At 54.9% G+C, this 18736-nt stretch carries 16 protein-coding genes; 9 read left to right on the top strand and 7 right to left on the bottom strand.

Going from position 1 to position 18736, the window contains the following annotated elements:
* Positions 1-130: 130 nt before the first annotated feature.
* The 6 genes from NI000_RS11580 to NI000_RS11605 all read left to right on the top strand — a co-directional run bounded on the left by NI000_RS11580 (position 131) and on the right by NI000_RS11605 (position 9442).
* Positions 131-2107: an alpha-amylase family protein gene (locus NI000_RS11580; protein WP_253410626.1), complete on the top strand. Its 1977-nt coding sequence runs from the start codon at positions 131-133 to the stop codon at positions 2105-2107.
* 114 nt (positions 2108-2221) lie between these two features.
* Entirely contained in the window at positions 2222-4027 is a 1806-nt protein-coding gene (locus tag NI000_RS11585; RefSeq protein ID WP_253410628.1) for a cache domain-containing sensor histidine kinase, read from the top strand.
* The gene (locus tag NI000_RS11590; protein WP_253410630.1) at positions 4002-5609 is read left to right on the top strand and encodes a response regulator; all 1608 of its coding nucleotides are present in this window, start codon (positions 4002-4004) and stop codon (positions 5607-5609) included. Before NI000_RS11585 ends, NI000_RS11590 begins: the two co-directional genes overlap by 26 nt.
* Positions 5610-5811: 202 nt before the next feature.
* A complete protein-coding gene (locus tag NI000_RS11595; protein WP_253410632.1) occupies positions 5812-7140 on the top strand; it encodes an ABC transporter substrate-binding protein in 1329 nt (442 codons plus the stop codon).
* 574 nt (positions 7141-7714) lie between these two features.
* Entirely contained in the window at positions 7715-8596 is an 882-nt protein-coding gene (locus NI000_RS11600) for a carbohydrate ABC transporter permease (RefSeq protein WP_090669118.1), read from the top strand.
* A 6-nt stretch (positions 8597-8602) separates the two neighbouring features.
* The gene (locus NI000_RS11605) at positions 8603-9442 is read left to right on the top strand and encodes a carbohydrate ABC transporter permease (protein ID WP_253410634.1); all 840 of its coding nucleotides are present in this window, start codon (positions 8603-8605) and stop codon (positions 9440-9442) included.
* Between the two features lie 90 nt (positions 9443-9532).
* Here the strand turns inward: NI000_RS11605 and NI000_RS11610 are convergent, their stop codons facing one another.
* From NI000_RS11610 to NI000_RS11625, 4 genes are all read right to left on the bottom strand, one after another.
* On the bottom strand, positions 9533-10708 hold the full coding sequence (locus tag NI000_RS11610; RefSeq protein WP_253410636.1) for a TolB family protein: 1176 nt from the start codon (positions 10706-10708) through the stop codon (positions 9533-9535).
* A gap of 148 nt (positions 10709-10856) precedes the next feature.
* Entirely contained in the window at positions 10857-11561 is a 705-nt protein-coding gene (locus NI000_RS11615) for a hypothetical protein (RefSeq protein ID WP_253410638.1), read from the bottom strand.
* Between the two features lie 351 nt (positions 11562-11912).
* Entirely contained in the window at positions 11913-12608 is a 696-nt protein-coding gene (locus NI000_RS11620; protein ID WP_253410640.1) for a copper homeostasis protein CutC, read from the bottom strand.
* Between the two features lie 58 nt (positions 12609-12666).
* Complete coding sequence (locus tag NI000_RS11625; RefSeq protein WP_301292462.1) at positions 12667-13899, bottom strand: glycosyltransferase; 1233 nt, start codon at positions 13897-13899, stop codon at positions 12667-12669.
* A gap of 157 nt (positions 13900-14056) precedes the next feature.
* On the opposite strand from NI000_RS11625, the gene yyaC reads away from it, so the two are divergent.
* A complete protein-coding gene (gene yyaC, locus NI000_RS11630; RefSeq protein ID WP_216792665.1) occupies positions 14057-14617 on the top strand; it encodes a spore protease YyaC in 561 nt (186 codons plus the stop codon).
* A gap of 124 nt (positions 14618-14741) precedes the next feature.
* Here the strand turns inward: yyaC and sugE are convergent, their stop codons facing one another.
* Both sugE and NI000_RS11640 read right to left on the bottom strand, forming a co-directional pair.
* On the bottom strand, positions 14742-15056 hold the full coding sequence (gene sugE / locus NI000_RS11635; protein WP_253410727.1) for a quaternary ammonium compound efflux SMR transporter SugE: 315 nt from the start codon (positions 15054-15056) through the stop codon (positions 14742-14744).
* 16 nt (positions 15057-15072) lie between these two features.
* Complete coding sequence (locus NI000_RS11640) at positions 15073-15663, bottom strand: TetR/AcrR family transcriptional regulator (protein ID WP_253410643.1); 591 nt, start codon at positions 15661-15663, stop codon at positions 15073-15075.
* Positions 15664-15816: 153 nt separating this feature from the next.
* Between NI000_RS11640 and NI000_RS11645 the strand changes: the two genes are divergently transcribed.
* Entirely contained in the window at positions 15817-16113 is a 297-nt protein-coding gene (locus NI000_RS11645; protein WP_253410644.1) for a hypothetical protein, read from the top strand.
* A 90-nt stretch (positions 16114-16203) separates the two neighbouring features.
* On the opposite strand, the gene NI000_RS11650 is transcribed toward NI000_RS11645, so the two are convergent.
* Positions 16204-16965 carry a sulfite exporter TauE/SafE family protein gene (locus NI000_RS11650; RefSeq protein ID WP_054974831.1) on the bottom strand — a complete coding sequence of 254 codons (762 nt, stop codon included), beginning with the start codon at positions 16963-16965 and terminating at the stop codon, positions 16204-16206.
* A 135-nt stretch (positions 16966-17100) separates the two neighbouring features.
* On the opposite strand from NI000_RS11650, the gene NI000_RS11655 reads away from it, so the two are divergent.
* Positions 17101-18720 carry a sensor domain-containing diguanylate cyclase gene (locus tag NI000_RS11655; protein ID WP_253410646.1) on the top strand — a complete coding sequence of 540 codons (1620 nt, stop codon included), beginning with the start codon at positions 17101-17103 and terminating at the stop codon, positions 18718-18720.
* Positions 18721-18736: the final 16 nt, after the last annotated feature.

Raw genomic sequence — 18736 nt, forward strand, 5'->3', positions numbered from 1 at the left:
GTGGACAAGAGCGACCGGAAGTAGATACCCCCCCTCGTACATCTCTATTACCTCAATTGACCACTTTCTCAACAATTCAGCTGCGCAACGGCTTAACTCACCTAGCCCAAGAAAGCGAGGTCGCCAAACGATGCGATTCCGACAAGTACACTTAGATTTCCACACCTCCGAAATGATCCCGCATATCGGGCGTAAGTTTTCCAAGCCGCAGTTTCAGGAAATGCTCAAGCGGGGGCACGTCGACTCGATTACCGTCTTCGCAAAATGCCACCACGGCTGGGCGTATTTTCCTTCCGAGACGAACGAGATTCACCCGCATCTGGACTTCGACCTGCTCGGCGCGCAGATCGAAGCGGCGCACGAGATCGGCGTGAAGATGCCGGTCTACTTGTCGGTCGGCTTCGACGAGAAGCTGGCGCGCGTCCATCCCGAGTGGCTGATGCGGGACGAGAACGACCAGACGAACTGGGTTAAAGGGTTCATGACGCCGGGGTATCATCAGTTTTGCCTGAATTCGCCTTATCTCGATCTGATGATCCGTCAGGTGGAGGAGGTCGTTCGCAAATATGATGCCGACGGCATCTTCCTCGACATTGTCGGCGTCCGCACTTGCTACTGCCATACTTGCGTGGCCATGCTGCGCCGGGAAGGAAAAGACCCTCGCGAGAAGCGGCACGTCGTCGAGCAGGGCGAGCGGATTTATGCGAATTACACGCAGCGGATTCGCGAAGCGATCCATGCGATCAAGCCGGAGATGCCGATTTTCCACAACGCGGGGCATATCTCGCAGGGACGCCGGGACTTGGCGGCAATGAATACGCACCTGGAGCTGGAATCGCTGCCGACCGGCGGCTGGGGCTACGATCATTTCCCACTGTCGGCCCGCTATGTGCAGCCACTCGGCATGGATTTCCTCGGCATGACCGGCAAATTCCACACGTTCTGGGGCGAATTCGGCGGCTACAAGCATCCGAATGCGCTGCGCTACGAAACGTCGCTCAGCTTGGCGAACGGAGCGCGCTGCTCCATCGGCGACCAGCTTCATCCCGAAGGGCAGATGGACCCGGCCACCTACGAGCTGATCGGCAAGGCATACGCCGAGGTCGAGCGGAAGGAAGCGTGGTGCGCGGACACGACGGCGGTCGCGGATATCGGGCTGCTGTCCGTCGAATCGGTCGGCGTGGACAAAATGGGCGGCGCAATGTTCACGGGCAATTCCGATGCCGGGGCGGTACGGATGCTGCTCGAAGGCAAGTTTTTGTTCGACGTGATCGATCCGGACGCCGATTTCCACCGATACAAAGTCATTATACTGCCGGACTACGTGCTGATCTCGGACCGGCTGCACGCGAAGCTGGAGCAGTTTCTACGGCAGGGTGGGAAGCTGCTCGCTTCGGGCAAGTCCGGCCTAGACGCGGAGGAGCGCGATTTCGCAATTGATTTCGGCGTGCGGCGGGTCGGCGAGAATCCGTTCAAGCCGGATTATTTCCGTCCGAAGTTTCCGCTGCGCAGCCTTGGCGAAGCGTCGTTCGTTATGTACGCCGCGGGGCAGAAGATCGCTTTGGACGGCGGAACCGAGCTGGGGCGGCGCGAAGATCCTTATTTTAACCGGGAAGTATTCACGTTTTCGTCGCATCAGCATACGCCCAGCTCGATGAACGACGGCGGCCCGGGAATGGTGGAGAGCGCCAGCGGCATTTACATCGCTTGGAACGTCTTCGAGGACTATGCGACGAAGGGCAGCTTGTTCCTGAAAGAAATCGTGCTCTACGCCTTGGACCGGCTGCTGCCGGACAAGACGCTGACGACGAGCCTGCCCGCTCAAGGAATCGTCACGCTGCAGGAGCAGCCGGGCGAGCGCCGTCTCGTGAATCATCTGCTGTACGCGGTGCCGGTCAAGCGCGGGGACGGTGTCGAGATCATCGAGGACATTGTTCCGCTCTATAATGTCGACGTGAAGCTGCGCTTGCCGGGACGACGGGTGAAGGGCGTGTACCTCGCGCCGCAAGGAACGCCGCTCGATTACAGACTGGGCGCAGAAGGCATCGAGTACACGCTGCCCGAGCTCGAATGCCATCAGATGGTCGTCATCGATCTGCAAGATTAAGACAACTTCAAGGTTTTACCAATTCGGAGGTGTTCCAATGCACCTCCGTTTTGTCCTATAATGAAACTCTGATAGCGCTTACTGCGGGAGAGGTGACGGGGCTTGCTGACAGCTATGAAAAACCGCGTACTGGACTACTATTACTCGCTTTCCGTCAATAAAAAGATTACGCGCTCGTTTATGACCGCCCTGTCCTTGCTGCTGATCTTGCTGTCCGTCTTTACGTACCGTGTCTCGTCCGCCATACTGATAGACAAAGCCATCGAGAACACGGAGCAAAATTTGCGGCTGGTCTCGGAGAAGCTGGAGATCATCCTCGACAATTCGGAAAACTACTCCAAAATCGCGATTACAAACAACAGCGTGCAGCGCTACCTGAGCGCCCCGCCCACCTCGGACCCGCTGGAAAATTACAACCGTTCGGTTGAGGTTTCGAACGCCCTCGCCGACATCGTCGATTCCAAGACGTTCGTGGACGCTATGCTCATTTACGACCGCAACGGCAACCTGTACGATTCCGGCGGGCTCAAGAACGTCCGGAACGTCAACGACGAATATGTCCGGGCATTCTCAGGTTCCGTTTACGGCCCCGTATGGAAGGATACGACCAAAAGCAACTATGAGAAGGAAGGGGGGGCTCACCCTGTCGTCTCGCTCCTTCAGAAATTCAACACCGCCAAGGACGGGAGTCCTCTTGGAGTGATCCAACTATCTATCGACGAGCGGTACATTGCCGATCAATACGCCCATATCAATATCGGGCACAGCGGTGAGATCTTTATCGTCAACAAGCAGGGCACGATCGCTTCGCACAGCGACAAGAGCCAGCTTTACACTTCCATCGGGCAGGAGCCTTATTATTCCTGGGTGATCGGGCATGAGGGCGGCCGGACGTTCAGCTTGAACGGCGAGGACAATCTGGTCGTTGCCCGCACCTATCCGCGCTTGAACTGGATTATTGTCGGAATCGTGCCGATTAAGGAGATCACCCGCGATAATCAGATTTTGATGGAAAAAACCTTTTATTTAAGTCTCATTTTCGTCGTTTTGGCTATCATCCTGACCATTCTTATCGCCAGATCGATTACGAGGCCGCTGAACCAGATCAAGAAAACGGTCAAAAGCGTACAGGAGGGCAACCTCGACGTCTGGCTCGAACTGAAGGAGCGCGACGAGATCGGCGCCTTGGCCAGAGAGTTTAACAAAATGGTCGTCCGCACCAAGACGCTCATGGAAAACATGGTGGAAGAGCAGAAGAAGAAAAAAGAATATGAGCTCGCCGTCATGCAGTCGCAAATTAATCCGCACTTTTTGTACAACACGCTGGAGAGCATCTGCGCGCTTGCCGATTTGAAGCGGAACGCGGATATCGTAAATATTGTCAACCAGCTAGCGCTGTTTTACCGGGGCGTGCTCAGCAAGGGCAGCCACATCATCTCCATGGAAGATGAAATCATCATTACGCAAACGTATTTGGAGATCTTGAAGGTGCGCTACGGCGACCGGCTCGATTCCCGGTTCGAGATCGACGACAACGTGTACAAGTACTCGACGATCAAGCTGCTGCTCCAGCCGATTGTGGAAAATTCGATCAATCACGGGCTCCGAAACAAACGGGGAAGAGGACTGATCCGCATCCAAGCGCATGTTCTGGACGGCAAAGTGCGGATCGAGGTGAGCGATAACGGTACAGGCATTACGCCGCAGCGGCTGCGGCAAATTTTGAAGCCGGACTCCGGGCATTACCGGACAAAAAGCTTCGGGCTGAAGAGCACCGACGAGCGAATCAAGCTGTATTTCGGTTCCGAATACGGGTTGGAGATCGATAGCGTGCCCGGGGAAGGAACGACCGTCCGCATTACGCTGCCGGCTATCGAGAACGGGGGGATACCGCATGATTCAAGCGATGATCGTCGATGACGAATATTTGATCCGGGAACGGCTGAAGGTCGGCGTCGACTGGCAGGAGCTCGGCTTCGAGATCGCCGGAGAGGCCGAGAACGGGGAGGAGGCGCTGCTGTTGCTTGAGCACGCGCCGATCCGGCTGGCGATTGTCGACATTAACATGCCGATCGTGGACGGCCTGGCGTTCGCGAAGGCGGTTCAGCACCGGTTTCCCGAGCTTCGGATCATCATCCTCACCGGTTATGGGAGCTTCGACTATGCGAGAACGGCTTTGCAGGCAGGCGTCTCCGACTATTTGCTGAAGCCGGTCAATATGGAGGAGCTGACGCAGGTGTTAACCGCGATGTCGGCCAAGATTCGGGAGGACATGGCGCGGCATTCGCAGCAGGAGGATTTCAGGCAGAGCGTCCGGGAAAGCAATACGATTTTGCGCCGGACCTTCATCCAGAGCTTACTGGACGGCACCGGCCCGGGCGGACCCGAGCACAGTACGGAAAAATGGCGGCAGTTTTGCCCGAATCTGAGGGACGATGCGCTGCTTGTCATGGTGTTCTCGATTGACAAATCTCCGGGAGCCGGAAAGGAGCAACCGCCCTGGAAGCGATTCGCCGTATTCAACATCGTCGGCGAGCTGTTCGGCGGTCTTCGGCCGTGCGAGCTTACGCTGGATGACGAGGACCGAACGGTGCTGCTTGTACATCCGAATGCCGACGGCAGCCGGGAGAAGGAGTGGCTGGAGCGGCGGGGGGCGGAAGCCGTCGAAGCGGTCCGCCGGTTCTTGAAGTTTACCGTGACGGTCGGCATCGGCCATATCGCGCAAGGCTCAGGTGGCATTCCGCAGTCGTATAAGGAGGCGGTTCTGGCTTGCAAGCATCGCACCGTCCTCGGCGGCGACCGGGTGATCCCGTTCGAGCGCTTGCCGAAGCCTGCGTTGAAAGCGGACCTGTCCTTTATCCGGGAGACGCTGATGGTTCAGCTTAGGCTGGGCAACAAGGCGGCGGTGGAGCATGAGCTGCGCCAATGGCTGGAGGGGATCGTGCGGCAAAAGCTGTCTTTGGATACGCTGTACATGACCGTCTACGAGCTCGTGGCGACACTGAATCTATACGCCTCCGAGAGCAAGCTGGATATGACGTTTTACGGCGGTGACACGTTCAATCCGGTGCGGTTGGTCGACGAGCTGGAGCGGATGGAGGAGATCGTGGACTGGGCGGCGGCGCTGTTCGGCCGGGTGCTGGAGCAGACGCACAGCTTGAAGCAGTCGACACCCGCCAAGCTGGTGGATAAGGCCAAGCAGTTTATCGACGGGCAATATGCCGATCCGGACCTCGATTTGAACGCGATTGCCAAAAGCATTTTTATTCATCCCAGCTATTTGAGCCGCATTTTCAAGAACGAGACCGGCTATTCCGTCGTGGAGTACATGACAAGGCGGCGGTTGAACAAGGCCAAGGAAATGATGGAGAACGGGTGCAAAAATTTGCTGTTCGTCTCCGAATCCGTCGGCTACAAAGACCCTCATTACTTCAGCAAATGCTTTAAAAAGCATTTCAGCGTGCCGCCTTCCCGGTTTACCGGGAGCGATTCCCGCGAATGATTTTGTCGAAGACGGCCCCGTTGTGCGCTGTGCGAACGGGTGCGGTCTTTTTTTGTATGGAATGTTCACGGAATGTTAAAAATATTCCCGGTGGCGTAAAGATATTGCATTCATGCGGCGGGCGGCGCCCCTTATAATGACACTATGTCGAACAGACAAACGGCATAAGAGAACAAACATAAACGGGGAGGTTGCTTAACACATGAAAAAAAGAGCGCTTACACTGGGGCTGGCATCGCTGTTTGCCGCTTCAAGCCTGCTGGCAGGCTGCGGTTCGAATGACGCCGCCCAAAGCAATGCCGGTACCAAGGGCGACAGCAAAGGCGGGGACAAAGTCAGCATCCGCATCTTGACGCGTATCTCCGGTACCGATCCCAAGTCCGTGGCGTTCCAGAACCTGCTCAAGCAATTTATGGAGAAAAACCCGGATATTACGGTAGTCGACGAATCGTTGAACGACGAGGCCGCCTTCAACAATAAATTCAAAACGGCCGTGGCGACGGGCAGCGTCCCGGAAATTTGGATGAACTACGGCGGAGTGGCATTTAAAGACTACGCCAAAAATATCGCGATGGACCTCGATCCCGTGCTGAAAGAAGACAAAGCGTGGGCCGACGCGTTCCTGCCGCTGTTCGACACATGGAAATACAAAGACCTGCCGGGAACGTATGGCGTGCCGAACGAGTTCTACAGCGTCGCGATCTACTATAACAAAGAGCTGTTCCAAAAAGTCGGCGCCGAGCCGCCGAAAACGATCGAGGAATTCGAGGCGGTCGCCGACAAATTCAAAGCGATCGATGTCGTACCGATGGCGATGGCCGATAAAGACAACTTCCGCGGAGGCCACCTGCTGACGAATCTGGCGCTGAAAAAATACGGCTTCCAGAAAACGGAAGACCTGATGAGCGGCAAAGCGAAATGGAACGATTCCGATATGGTTTCCTTGCTGCAAACGATGAAAAATTGGCAGGATAAAGGCATCTTCGGCAAAAACATGGTCACGACCGACGGCAACGCGATTACGAGCATGTTCCTCGGCGGTAAAAGCGCGATGATGTTTGAAGGCGTCTGGGCTATTTCCTCCATCGCAGCTTCTCCGATCGCCGACAAAATCGGGGTCATTCCGTTCCCGGGCTACAAAGACAAGCCGGAATTTAAGGACAACTGGTTCGGCGGAGCGGGCGGTTACTCCGTTTCCAAGGAAGTCACAGGCGCGAAAAAAGACGCTACGATCAAGCTGCTGAAGTTCCTGACCTCCGTCGATGCGTTCAAGTATTTCCTCAAGGAAACGAAGGGCGGCGTTTACCCGGTCAAAATGGATTCGGGCTCGGCTCCGGTCGATCCGGTTACCGCAGAGTACGTCAAGGCGCAAAGCACCGCCAAAGACTTCAAAGGCGAGATTGAGGAATACAGCCCGATCATGCAGCTGCAGGACAAGGTGCGGAACGAAGTCCAAGGCATGTTCGCCGGCAACCCTCCGCAAAAGACGGCGGATACGATTCAGAGCTTTGTCGAATCGAACAAGAAGTAGGCGGCGGAAAACCAGCTTCGCATTGTAGATGAATTCTCCGTTATAGATCGGTGGGGTATATCCCTCCAGCCGCTCTTGAACCCCGCGAAAGTTTTGATTAAAAGTAGAGGTGTTTTCGCGGGGTTCAAAGGCGGACGTTGCACTCTTCCGGGATATACCCCACCTACTATTATTCGAGAATTGCTTAACCATAAAAGCTAGTTTTCCTTGCGGAAAAGTAGAGTAATTATGAAAAAGCCAGCTTTCCGAATGGAAAGCTTGAGGCTGTCAAGAAAGTGGCTTTGACAAGAATAGAGATACATGTGGAGATGGGGTATCTACTGGAGGAGCGATAGCGTTCGCCTTTGTCTGCGGGAAATATCCGCTGCTAAGCAGCTTCCAATTAAGATTTCCTGCAGACCCGGGGTCCCCGCAAAGTACTCGGACTAAGCTACCCTGATTCAACTTCACTTTGCGGGGTGGAGCAGCGACCGGAAGTAGATACCCCGTCCCCTCATAACCTCTATTACCTGTTTTTCCATCTTTCTTGACAAGCTCCGGCTTTCCTACGGAAAGCCCTGAGGAGGGGAACAACATGGTCGGCCGAAAGCCTTATTTTATCGCAGCCGTTTTTTTGCTGCCGGCGCTTTTGTTATATACGCTGGCGTTTATCGTGCCGATCTTTCAGACGGCTTACATGTCCTTTTTTAGCTGGAACGGCATCAAGAACGTCGCCTTGGAATATGTCGGGCTGCAAAACTACAGCGCCATGTTTCAAAAGCCTGAATTTTACCGTTCGCTCAAAAATATCGGCGTGTTTATCCTGGCCTCGTTCTTGCTGATTTTGCCGGTCGCTTTTGCGCTGGCGCATATCGTCACCAGCAAGATGAAGGGAAGACGTTTTTTCAAGATCGCCTTCTTTATGCCTTCCGTGCTTCCGCTCACGGCCGTCGGCTTGATGTGGCAGTTTTTGCTCAAAGGAGAGGGCGGCCTCGTCAACATGGTGCTCTCGGCGATCGGCGCAAGCTCGCTGACCCACGATTGGCTCGGCGAACCAGCCATTGCCATCTACGTTGTTGTGGTGGTCAACGCCTGGATTTATTGCGGGCTGAACATGATCATTTTCGCCAGCGGCATGGTGGCTATTCCGGAGCAATTGTACGAGGCGGCGGCTATGGACGGAGCGGTCGGGTTTAAACGACTTTGGTACATTACCGTGCCGATGATGAAGGAAACGCTGAAAATTTTCTCGATTCTTGCCGTTACGCAATCGCTTCGCGTGTTCGGGCAAATTTTCGTCATGACCGGCGGAGGACCGAACGGCGCCACGGATGTGCCGACCACGCTGCTCTATTACGAGTCCTTTAAATACAACAACTTCGGGATGGGCAACGCCATCGGCACCTTCATTATCGTGGCGGCGCTATTATCCACGGTCATACTCAACAAGCTGATGAACACGAAGACGATGAAATAAAGGCAGGTGAAATGGAACATGACGCTTCGCTCGTATAAAATTCCGGCATATTTGTTTTCTACGCTTTGCGCGGTTATTTTTATGTATCCGTTGTTTTTTTCGGTGATTTCTTCGCTCAAGGACAATCTGGAAATATATAATAGCGTCTTCTCGCTGCCCGAGGTATGGCGCTGGAGCAACTACAAGCTCGCTTTTGTCACCGCACATATTGATAAAGCCGTATGGAATTCCTTCATTTATGCGATCGCAGGCACGCTTCTGACCTTAGTCTTGGGAGTCATGGCGTCGTTTATCCTGACCCGGATCTCGCTGAGGTGGAACGGCGCTTTATATATTTATTTCATCATGGGGCTGATGATCCCCGTCTATTCCCTTGTCATTCCGATTTCCCGGATGATCGGCTCGTTCAACGGCTTTAACAACTATTTCGTCATGATCGTGCTGTACGCGACATTTCAACTGCCGCTTACGATTTTTTTGATTACCGGCTTTATGAAAGGAATTAACAAGGAAATCGACGAATCGGCGGTCATGGACGGCTGCGGTCCGGCGACGCTGCTGTTTCGGATTTTGACGCCGCTGTCCATGCCGGCCATTTCGACGGCGGGAATCCTGGCCTTTTTCGATATTTACAACGATTTGATTTGGAACGTCATTATGGTCAATGACCGGAGCATGTTCAACATTTCGATGGCGCTGATGTCCTTCGTAGGGGAACGGGGCAGCTCGCAGATGGGCCCGACGTTCGCGGGCATCATTCTCACGATCATTCCGACCATTGTCATCTATTTGCTGTTTCAGGAAAAGGTGGAGTCCGGCCTGAGCGCGGGAGCCGTGAAGGAGTAACGGAAAGGCCGGCCTTCTTGGAAGGGCTCCGGCATGATCGGCTGAAAGCCCGGCAGAGGGGCTTTCAGCGTTTTGTGTTTTTAAATTCCTCTACTGTACGTTTGAAAAATTTCGCAGCAGCGCGTTTTTTTGCCCCCTGATTTGGACCGGCATCAACCGCTTTTCTCCCGTTTCCGGGTTCAAAATCCACCTTTTCGCATCTTTGAAGGTTCCCGACTTCGGCGCGGAAATAAAGGAAATTTCGTTACGTTCCAGCGCGATCAGGTTCACGTTATTGTGATGCTCGGCAGTCGGCGGGAAAATTGTTTTGACCTTCGCGTTCGCCAGGTCCATATATTCAATCGCTCCGCCTTCCCCGTTGGCCCCGGTGTAGCTGATGAAGGCAACATGGCCGCCGTCCGACGTCCAGATGGCTTTCCCGATGGCCGAACGGTCGGAAGGGGAGTGGACCATTTTATTTTGACCGCTCGTCAGGTCGTAAACCCACAGGCTTGAGGCCAGCCATAGCGGAACATTTTCTCCTTTGGCATAATTGCGGTTCAACGTGGCGCTGTACACGATCCGATTCCCGTCAGGGGAAAGGACCGGCGCGGCAAACTCGACCATCAAATACCCTCCGGCGTCGTCGAGCGGAACCGGCTTCCCTCCGTACGATTGAACGATTCGATCCAATTCGTCTTGGGTCATATAAAACTTCATCCGTTCTTCCCCGTTCTCTTCTTCCGCCCGCTTGACCAGCCGAATTCCGCCCTTGACCAAGGTCTCGACTTTTCCGCTGCCCGTATCCAACACGCCGATCTCCTGATCGACATGAGTGGTTTGGTCGCTTTTCACAAACAAGATCCTCCGGTGATCGGGGAACCACGAGATCGTCTTGATTTCGTTCATCGGAGGGAGGCTGTCGAAAAATACGTGCTGCTTGGTGCTCGTCAGGGATTGAACCACCAGATACCTGACCGTCTGCTGCTCGTTCCATTGGGTGTAGGCGGCTTTTGTCCCGTTTGAGCAGATCACCCCGAAATTGTCCGGAGTCACGTCCGGCAGCTTTAAAATCGTCTTGCTTTCTGCCTGCTCCGGATAATAAGCGACAAGCTGGCTACCTGTTCCGTCAGCCGTAATGCCCGCAAGCCAGCCTTTATAGTTTTGAGCGCCTTTCAGACCCTGGTAGCTTGTGATCAACAGGTGCACGATCCACGAAAGACCGACAATAAGGATTAAAATTAACGCGATAATATGGAAGCGGTTTACCGTTTGCGCAGACCCCATAATTCCACCCCAGCCTGAAAATAATCGTAAACCATTCGGAAAAAAAGGTGCCCCTGTTCCATCATTCCTCAAGAAAGGAGCACCGGTAAAGCTGCAATTGGCCGTGAAACGGCTTATGTTTGAATAAATGCGGACGACCCGTCAAATATTACGGATTCCAGTTTTCCAAGGGCACCAAAGTTCTGGAGTAAAACACGCCGTCGCTCGTGTTCCCGTGGAGATCTTGAAACACGGTCTTGTCCAGGTCGGCGATGACCTTCACGTAGCGGCTGCCCGGGCATTGATTCGGACCGAAATCGTTGCGCTTGATGGTCGACGACTTGTCCTTATCCACATCCCGGATGGTGAAGTTGATGTTCATTTTGACATCGACGGTATTTTGCCCCGTTGTGCTGGAGCCGTTTCGGTAAGGCAGCGCATTTTTTCCCGACGTATTGTACCAGGTGGCGCTGCCGTAGCTGAGCAAATATTTGCCGCCGGAGGAATTATGCAGCTCGCCGATCGTATGCCGGGCGTACGTATCTTTTTTCTTTGCGCCGCATTCGTTCGGGTTCCAGTAGCCGATCAGGATAGGGTTATTTTCCGTATCGTAGTGACGTTCTGCGGCGGCCGCGTTCAACCCGTTGTTCTTCAGATTCGGCAGCAGCGCTTCAAAAGAAGCTTGTTGGCTTTGGAGCGCTTGCTCCTCCGGCGTCGCGTATACGGCTCCGGACATGTTGGACAGGACGGACCCGCCAATCGCATCCTTATGGATAATAACTCCCGACGGCTCCTTTCCCGCAAACGCCGACGATGTCGTAATGGCGCCTAACAATAAAGCAAACGACAAAACTTTTACGATCTTTTTTTCCATGGCATACAACACCTCCGACAAAAAGTTCGTTCCATCATGTCATGCTGTGATGTATTGAAAGGTGGCCACCCGTTCAATCGCAGAAAAAGTTTTAAATCTAAATAATAGAATAAATAACTATATTTTCCTTATTTATATCAAGGCTACAGGATGAGACTCCTATTTTCAATAGCTTCAGATAAAATGGTAACTTCGAACTAGCCTGATTCGAAAAAAGATAGCTCTTGTCGTCGCAGTTTGTCGAGGGGACGAGAGAAGGAGCGCTTGGGGGAGGAAGGCTCTGAGGCCGGGCCATAGGAAAAAGCCGTCCGGCTTATGCCGCACGGCTGTGATGAATACAATGAAGCGCCTTTACTTGGAAAATCCTGCGACGATATCCGCCGCCGCCCGTACGAGCTCGGGATCGACCGTATCCTGCGCGCGGTTCCCGCGGCGCACGCCGGTGCCCATATGTACCTCGCGTACGCCGGTATCTCGAATAAACGAGGCCAGCGATGGGAGGTTAAGCCCGCTGCCTGCGAGAATGGCGATCGGACGCGACAGCTCGACGGCCTGCAGCCGGAGAATCTCGTCCCGGGCGTCCAGCACGCTCGGCTTGCCGCCGGACGTCAACACCCGGTGGATTTGCGGATATTGGGCGAGTACGTGCAGCGTGCCCTCCAGATCGTCCGTCTCGTCAATCGCCCGATGAAAGGTGACTGACAATTCGCCGACCTCGGCCAGCAGCTTCTCGAGCAGCTCCGTATCCACCTTGCGTTCCGGCGTCAAGCAGCCGGTTACGATTCCGGCGGCGCCGAGACGCCGCACCGTCCGAATATCCGTCAGCATCGTTTCGAGGTCCCATTCGTCGTAACAGAACGAATTGCTGTGCGGGCGAATCATGACATTGACGGGAATGCTGACCGAAGCGACAACCTGTTCGATGAGTCCATAGCTTGGAGTTACGCCGCCTTCGCAGATGCCGGAAATGAGCTCGATTCGTCCCGCTCCGTTTTTTTCGGCAATAATAGCATCGGCCACGCTCGTGGCAATGACTTCCAAGATCATGTTGACAAGCTCCTTTTATATAAATTGGAAAATATGCGGATTGGACAATAAACGTGAATCAATCGGAACCATCGCGGGCTTTCATACGTCTGAGCTCCTTCAAGGAATAGAAGGTGCCTCTCCAATAAATCCCGCCTTGCTTTAGGGTCAGCCAGACCGAACGGGTGACGATATAGCATAATAGAACGACACTCAGCGGCATCAGCAGCGACTCGAATCCGCCTTCTCCGGTGATCGAGCGGATCAGCAGAAAATAGACGGCGAGCATCAGCGCGACCGACAGAGCGAAACCCCAGGCCGCCGGGCCGGACAGAAGCAGCATGCCCGCCCAAGGGAACAGGAACAGCGCAAGCTGACCCAGCATGCCGAGAGCCGCGAAGCTTAAACGGTAGCCGAAGCCCGAAAACAAGTTTTTCTCCAGGCCGCGAATGGCCCCGCCAAGACTTGCATACCATTCGACGGCAATATGCTCCGTGCCGGAAGCGAGCCGCTGCCGAAGCCGGGCTTCCTTGACCTTCCGGCCGAGCTGAAGATCGTCGTCCGGCCGCAGCGCGATGGCCTCGTGCGTGCCGATCCGCTCGTACGCCTGTCTTGTGAGCAGGTTGAAGGCCCCGATCCCCATCCCGTGCTGATGCTGGAAATCGTCGTTCCCCCGCCAAGGGCGGATATAGAGACTGAGCGTAAAAAAGAAAAACTGCACGAACGTTCGAAGCCACAAGCCGCGTACAAGCATCCGGGGGGCCAGCGTCACATGATCCGCCTGCTGCTCCTGCAGGAAGCGGACCGCATCCTCCACCGTTTGCGGCTCGAACTGCACGTCGGCGTCCGTGAACAGCAAATATTTGCCCCGCGCCTGCAGATAGCCTTGATACAGCGCATGGTTTTTGCCAAGCCAGCCGGATGGCAGCGACGTAATGTGAATGACCCGCAGCGGCACCGCGATGCCGGCCCGTCCCTCGGACCATCGCCGCAGCTCGTCCAGCTTGCGACCGGTCGTATCCTGCGACCGGTCGTTCACGGCGATGATTTCGATCCGGGGGTACGTTTGCCCGAGCAGATGCTTCACCGTTTCGACGATGGACGATTCCTCTTCTTTCGCCGCGATAATAATCGAGACGAGAGGCGCTTCGGACTCTTTGCCGTCCTGAGGAGTCCTGCCCGTTCTCCATCCCGCTTGTCCCGGCTCCGAGCGGGGAAGCTTCAGCATCCATTGCCGCGCCCGCAGCGTATCCCACAGCATGAACAGCCAGTAGGCAAGCGCCGCCAGCGCCCATATGTCCATGACCCCCATCGGGTTGATCCCTGCCTTCCGCCGGTTCTGAGCTGTACTTGCGCTCACCTTGCTTTGTCCGAATTATAGCATGTCCGGCGCTGTAGGAACAAATATTGAAAGCGGTATTCCTATGCAGTATGCTACTATATAAAAAACAACGGAAAGGGGAAACGCAATGACGAATGAGCAGGCGCAGCCGTTATTCCGCAAGAAGCTGAAGGCTGCCGAGCTGCCCGATTTTTTGCGTATGATTCGAACGCGCGGCCTGACGGCGGAAGACTTGGTGTTTCTGTGCATCGGCACCGACCGCTCGACGGGCGACGCCCTCGGACCGCTGGCCGGCACGATGCTGCAGGAAGCGGGGTATCCGCATGTGGTCGGTACGCTTGCCCATCCGTTCGATGCAAGCAACATGCGGGAGCGGCTGAATGAAATTCCGCAGGGGAAAACCGTGATTGCGATCGACGCATGTCTCGGTCAGGCCGCCTCATTAGCCTGGTACCAGGTGTCCAACCGCCCGCTGGAGCCGGGCAAGTCGGTCGGCAAGCAGCTTCCGCACGTCGGTGACTATTCGATTGCCGGGATCGTCAATGTGGATGCCGGGCAAAAATACGCGATTCTGCAAAGCACTTCCTTATTCCGGGTCATGAACATGGCCAGAGAAGTCGTGTCGGCCATCCGCAGCGTATTCCCGCCGGAGGAAGCGGCTTGTCCCCAGATCAGGGAAGAAGCATGAAAAAAGAGCGGTCTATCCGCACGGCTATTGTGCCATGCGCCGCCGGATGCCATTTCCGCAGCAATAGAGCCGCCGATCCGTTGGGAGCAGCGGCTCTTTGCCTTTTGACGTGCGTCGTATGAGATTATGCCGTTACCTTCAAGCCGACGATGCCGCCGACGATGCATAGCAGGAACAGAATCCGCAGCAGATCGCGCGGCTCGCCCATAAAAAACATCCCCACAATGACCGTACCTAACGCGCCGATGCCGGTCCATATCGCGTAAGCCGTACCGATCGGCAGCGTCTTGAGTGCTTGAGACAAAAAATAAAAGCTGACAATCATTCCGACGATCGTCACGACGCTCGGCCAAAGCCGAGTCCAGCCTTGCGTATATTTTAAGCCGATCGCCCATACGACCTCCATAATCCCTGCAATCGTCAAATAAACCCATGCCATCATAATCCACTCCCTTCTAGGATGTCCTGTCTTCCGCAATGCCTTTCCAGTAGATTCCCCAAACGGCTGTCAGCCGATGCTCCCAGTCGTCGGGCCGGTAATAAAACTGCTGCAGGAACGAACCGTCCAGCAGGCAGTAGAACGAGGCGATCAAATCCTCGGAGCGCTCGCGCCGAAGTACACCCGATGCCATGCCCTCTTCGAAAACTTTCCGCAGCAGCTCGGTAAGCTGCTCCTCCGATGCGATAAACCGCTCGCGCAGTACCTCCTGCAGCGCATTCGGCGGGAACAGCATCGTCCGCTTAAGAAAGGTCGCGTATTCCTCGCTAAGCAAGTAGGTGCGGCACACGTCATGCAGAATCGTCCGCAGCTTTTGCTCCGTGCCGAGCCCGGTCAGCTTCTCGGTCAATTGCCGGACACGGGAGGCGTGCTCGGCCAGACAATCGTCGTATACGGCCAAGAACAGCTCTTCCTTGCTCTTGAAATGCGCGTAGAGCGAAGGCGTCTTGATCCCGACCTCCTTGGCGATTTCCGATAGCGGCACCGCGTCGTAGCTGTTCTGAGAGAAGAGACGCAGCGCGGAGGCCTTGATTTTGTGAACTGTCATAAAAAACACCTTCCTAACTAACGATAATTAGGTTGAGTTCATTATAGATCAACTTTCGTTCCAGATCAACCATCTTCAAAAAAAATTACACATATCCGGGTTCGTCCGCATATATAATGGGTATTACCTTTTTAGTGTTCAACGGAAAGGAGCATGCGTGTGAGAGAAGTGAGACATATCAATCTGAGCGATCCGGACGGCCGGGTATACTGCTGTCTGCGGAATAGAGTCGTGAAGCTGGATGAAGAACAAAAACAAGCTTTTTGCAGCGGCTGCCGCATGTATGCGGGAGAAGCGGGCGGGAAAGGCGTCGAATGCGTATGGGAGGACCTTCGTCCGGTGAGCGATCCGCATGTGGTCCGCGATCCGTACGCCGAGCTGGCCAGCAACCAGAAGAGGCAAATTTGGCCGACGGATCATCTGTCAACCTGCATGGTCTTTGGCGGATGAGAAAAAGAGGGATTGGAAGGAAGATGTCGAATGCTATGCAGAGAGGTCGCAAGCCTGTTTAACCAAGGCTTAACGACCTCTCTGCGGCGTTTATAGCATATCCCAGATTTGCTTGCCGATCAATATGGCGGTAATTCCGATAAACAGCGGCTTCACGTATTTGGAACCTTTGCGGATGGCAACCTGCGAGCCGACGAGGGAGCCTGCGATCATGGCTAGGCCCATCGGCAGACCGTAGCCGAGATGCACTGACTTTAACCAGAAGAACGACGCCAAGGAAGCGATGTTGCTGGCGAAGTTGAGCACCTTGGCATTGGCCGAAGCGCCTACGAAATCAAATCCCAGCATCAGAAACAGAAAAAGCAGGAACGAGCCGGCGCCAGGGCCGAAAAATCCGTCGTAAAAACCCAAAGCGAACGCGCATACCGCCGTCGCAAGTCCGCGGGCGAACGTAAACCTGACCTGCTGTCCCGAGCCGTCCCAGTTTTTTTTCAGCAGCGTATAGATGAGAATGACGATCAGCAGACCGACCACCAGCGGCTTTAAGAAGGTGGAAGGCACCAGATGGATCGTATACGTGCCGAGAGCCGATCCGATGAAGGACAACGGAAACAGGAGCAGCACCAGCTTGCCGTTAATTTTGCCGGAAAATAAAAAGGAGGCGGTGCTGGTTAACGAGGATAGCGTTCCCCCAAGCTTGTTCGTTCCGAGCACCATATTGGTCGGAAGTCCGGTGAACATCAGCGCGGGAACGGCTATGAGTCCTCCTCCACCCACAACGGAGTCGATGAAGGCGGCGGCGAACCCCACAATAACGAGAAACAAAATCATATCGAATGAGGGCAGTTCCACGAGCAATTTCTCCTTACGGCGTCAAGTTAAATACTGGCAGACCGAAACAAATAATGCATTCTAAAGTATAAAAAAAAATACAGGTTTGTACAATGCCAATTTGTTGGGGACATTACTTGGGAGAGGAGAGGGTCCATGATTCGCTTCATGCGGCCCCGGACGGTGAAGCAGCGTTTTCGTCTGTGGATTGCGCTGGCCATTCTCATGCTCGGGCTTTCGATCAACATCGCTTTTTATATATTGTATCAGCAGGAAGCTCAGGCAGAGGCGCTGCGCAATTTGTCGGACAAGCTGAGTCTGCAGACGTTGTTCATCGACCGGTGGGTGCAGGAGCGGGAGCTGGATATGCGTCTGCTTACCGAGGATGAGGCCGTCAGAACGCTGAACAAGCCCTTGATGGAGAAAATGTTCCGCGATTTCACACTATTGCAGAGAGAATTCTCTTCGCTATCTTATGTGAACGCAGACGGTATCACGGAAGTGGACACCTATTCGGCTACGGGCCTCCAGGTCAACGAGCGCGATTACTATTGGGCTGCGAAACAGGGTAAATCGTCGATGTCGGATGTCGTCATCGGCAAAGCAACCGGCGAACCGGTCATTATTTTCTCCGCCCCTACCTATGACAAAGGGGGAAGATGGACCGGATTGCTGCTCGGCTCGGTCAAGCTGGAGACGATTCAGCGAGTGGTGGGTTCCCTGCATTCCGGGGAGACGGCTGACTTTTATCTCCTCGACCGGGTCGGCGTGCCGGTGACAAAGCCGCGCTTTATCGACGACGTACGCCAGAACTCGCGCCCGATCTCGACGGACATTACGCGCCGGGCAGCGGTGCAGGCGGTCTCGAAGGAGGCGTATGTCAACTACAAGGGAGACATCGTGTTCGGTTCGTATCAGTGGATAACCGGCCACCGCTGGCTGCTGGTAGGCGAAGTGAGCAAAAAGGAACTGTATGTGAACTTGTACGGGCTGATGCTCGTTTTCATCGCCATAACGTTGGCCACGCTGATGTTAAGCTTCAGCGGTATCGTTATTCTTACGCGGCGGATCGAACGTCCGCTCGAATTTTTGCTGCAGGGCACCCGTATCATCAAGGAAGGGCAATACGGATACCGTATCGACCCGGCCGTCTTCAAGCATGCCCCTGCCGAGCTTCAGGAGCTGTGCGATACGTACAACCTGATGAGCCGTAAGCTAAAAACGACAGTCAAGCTGCTTGAGGAGTCGGCTATGATCGATCCGCTCACCGAATTGTACAACCGCCGGTATATGATGCAGAACGGAAACCAGCGCTTGCTTCGGGCCTTGGCAGCGGGGTATCCCTGCTCGGTGTTGTTAATCGATATCGATTATTTCAAGCAGGTCAACGATACGCACGGCCATTTGGTCGGCGACCGGGTGCTGCGGCATGTGGCGGGAGTGCTGCAGAGGCAGACGGGAGGCGACGAATTAGCCGCCCGATACGGCGGAGAGGAATTTATGGTGCTTGCGCTGCGCTTGGGCGCCGTGCAGGCCAGAGCCTTGGCGGAGACGGTCCGCCGGGCCGTAGCCGCGGAGCCTTATGAGGCGGACGGCGTACGTATCGCGCTGACGGTTAGCATCGGAGGCGCGGCGTGCACAGGCTTGGCCGAAGGAGCGGACGCGAAACTGCTACTGGAGCAAATGATCGAAGAAGGGGACAAAGCGCTATACCGGGCCAAGCAGCTTGGCCGCAACCGGGTCGAGTGGGAATCCGGTCCGCCGGGAGACGGCTGATCGGACGCCGCTGCGT

Source organism: Paenibacillus tyrphae, from assembly GCF_024158745.1.
Taxonomy (GTDB): Bacteria; Bacillota; Bacilli; order Paenibacillales; family NBRC-103111; genus Paenibacillus_G; species Paenibacillus_G tyrfis_A.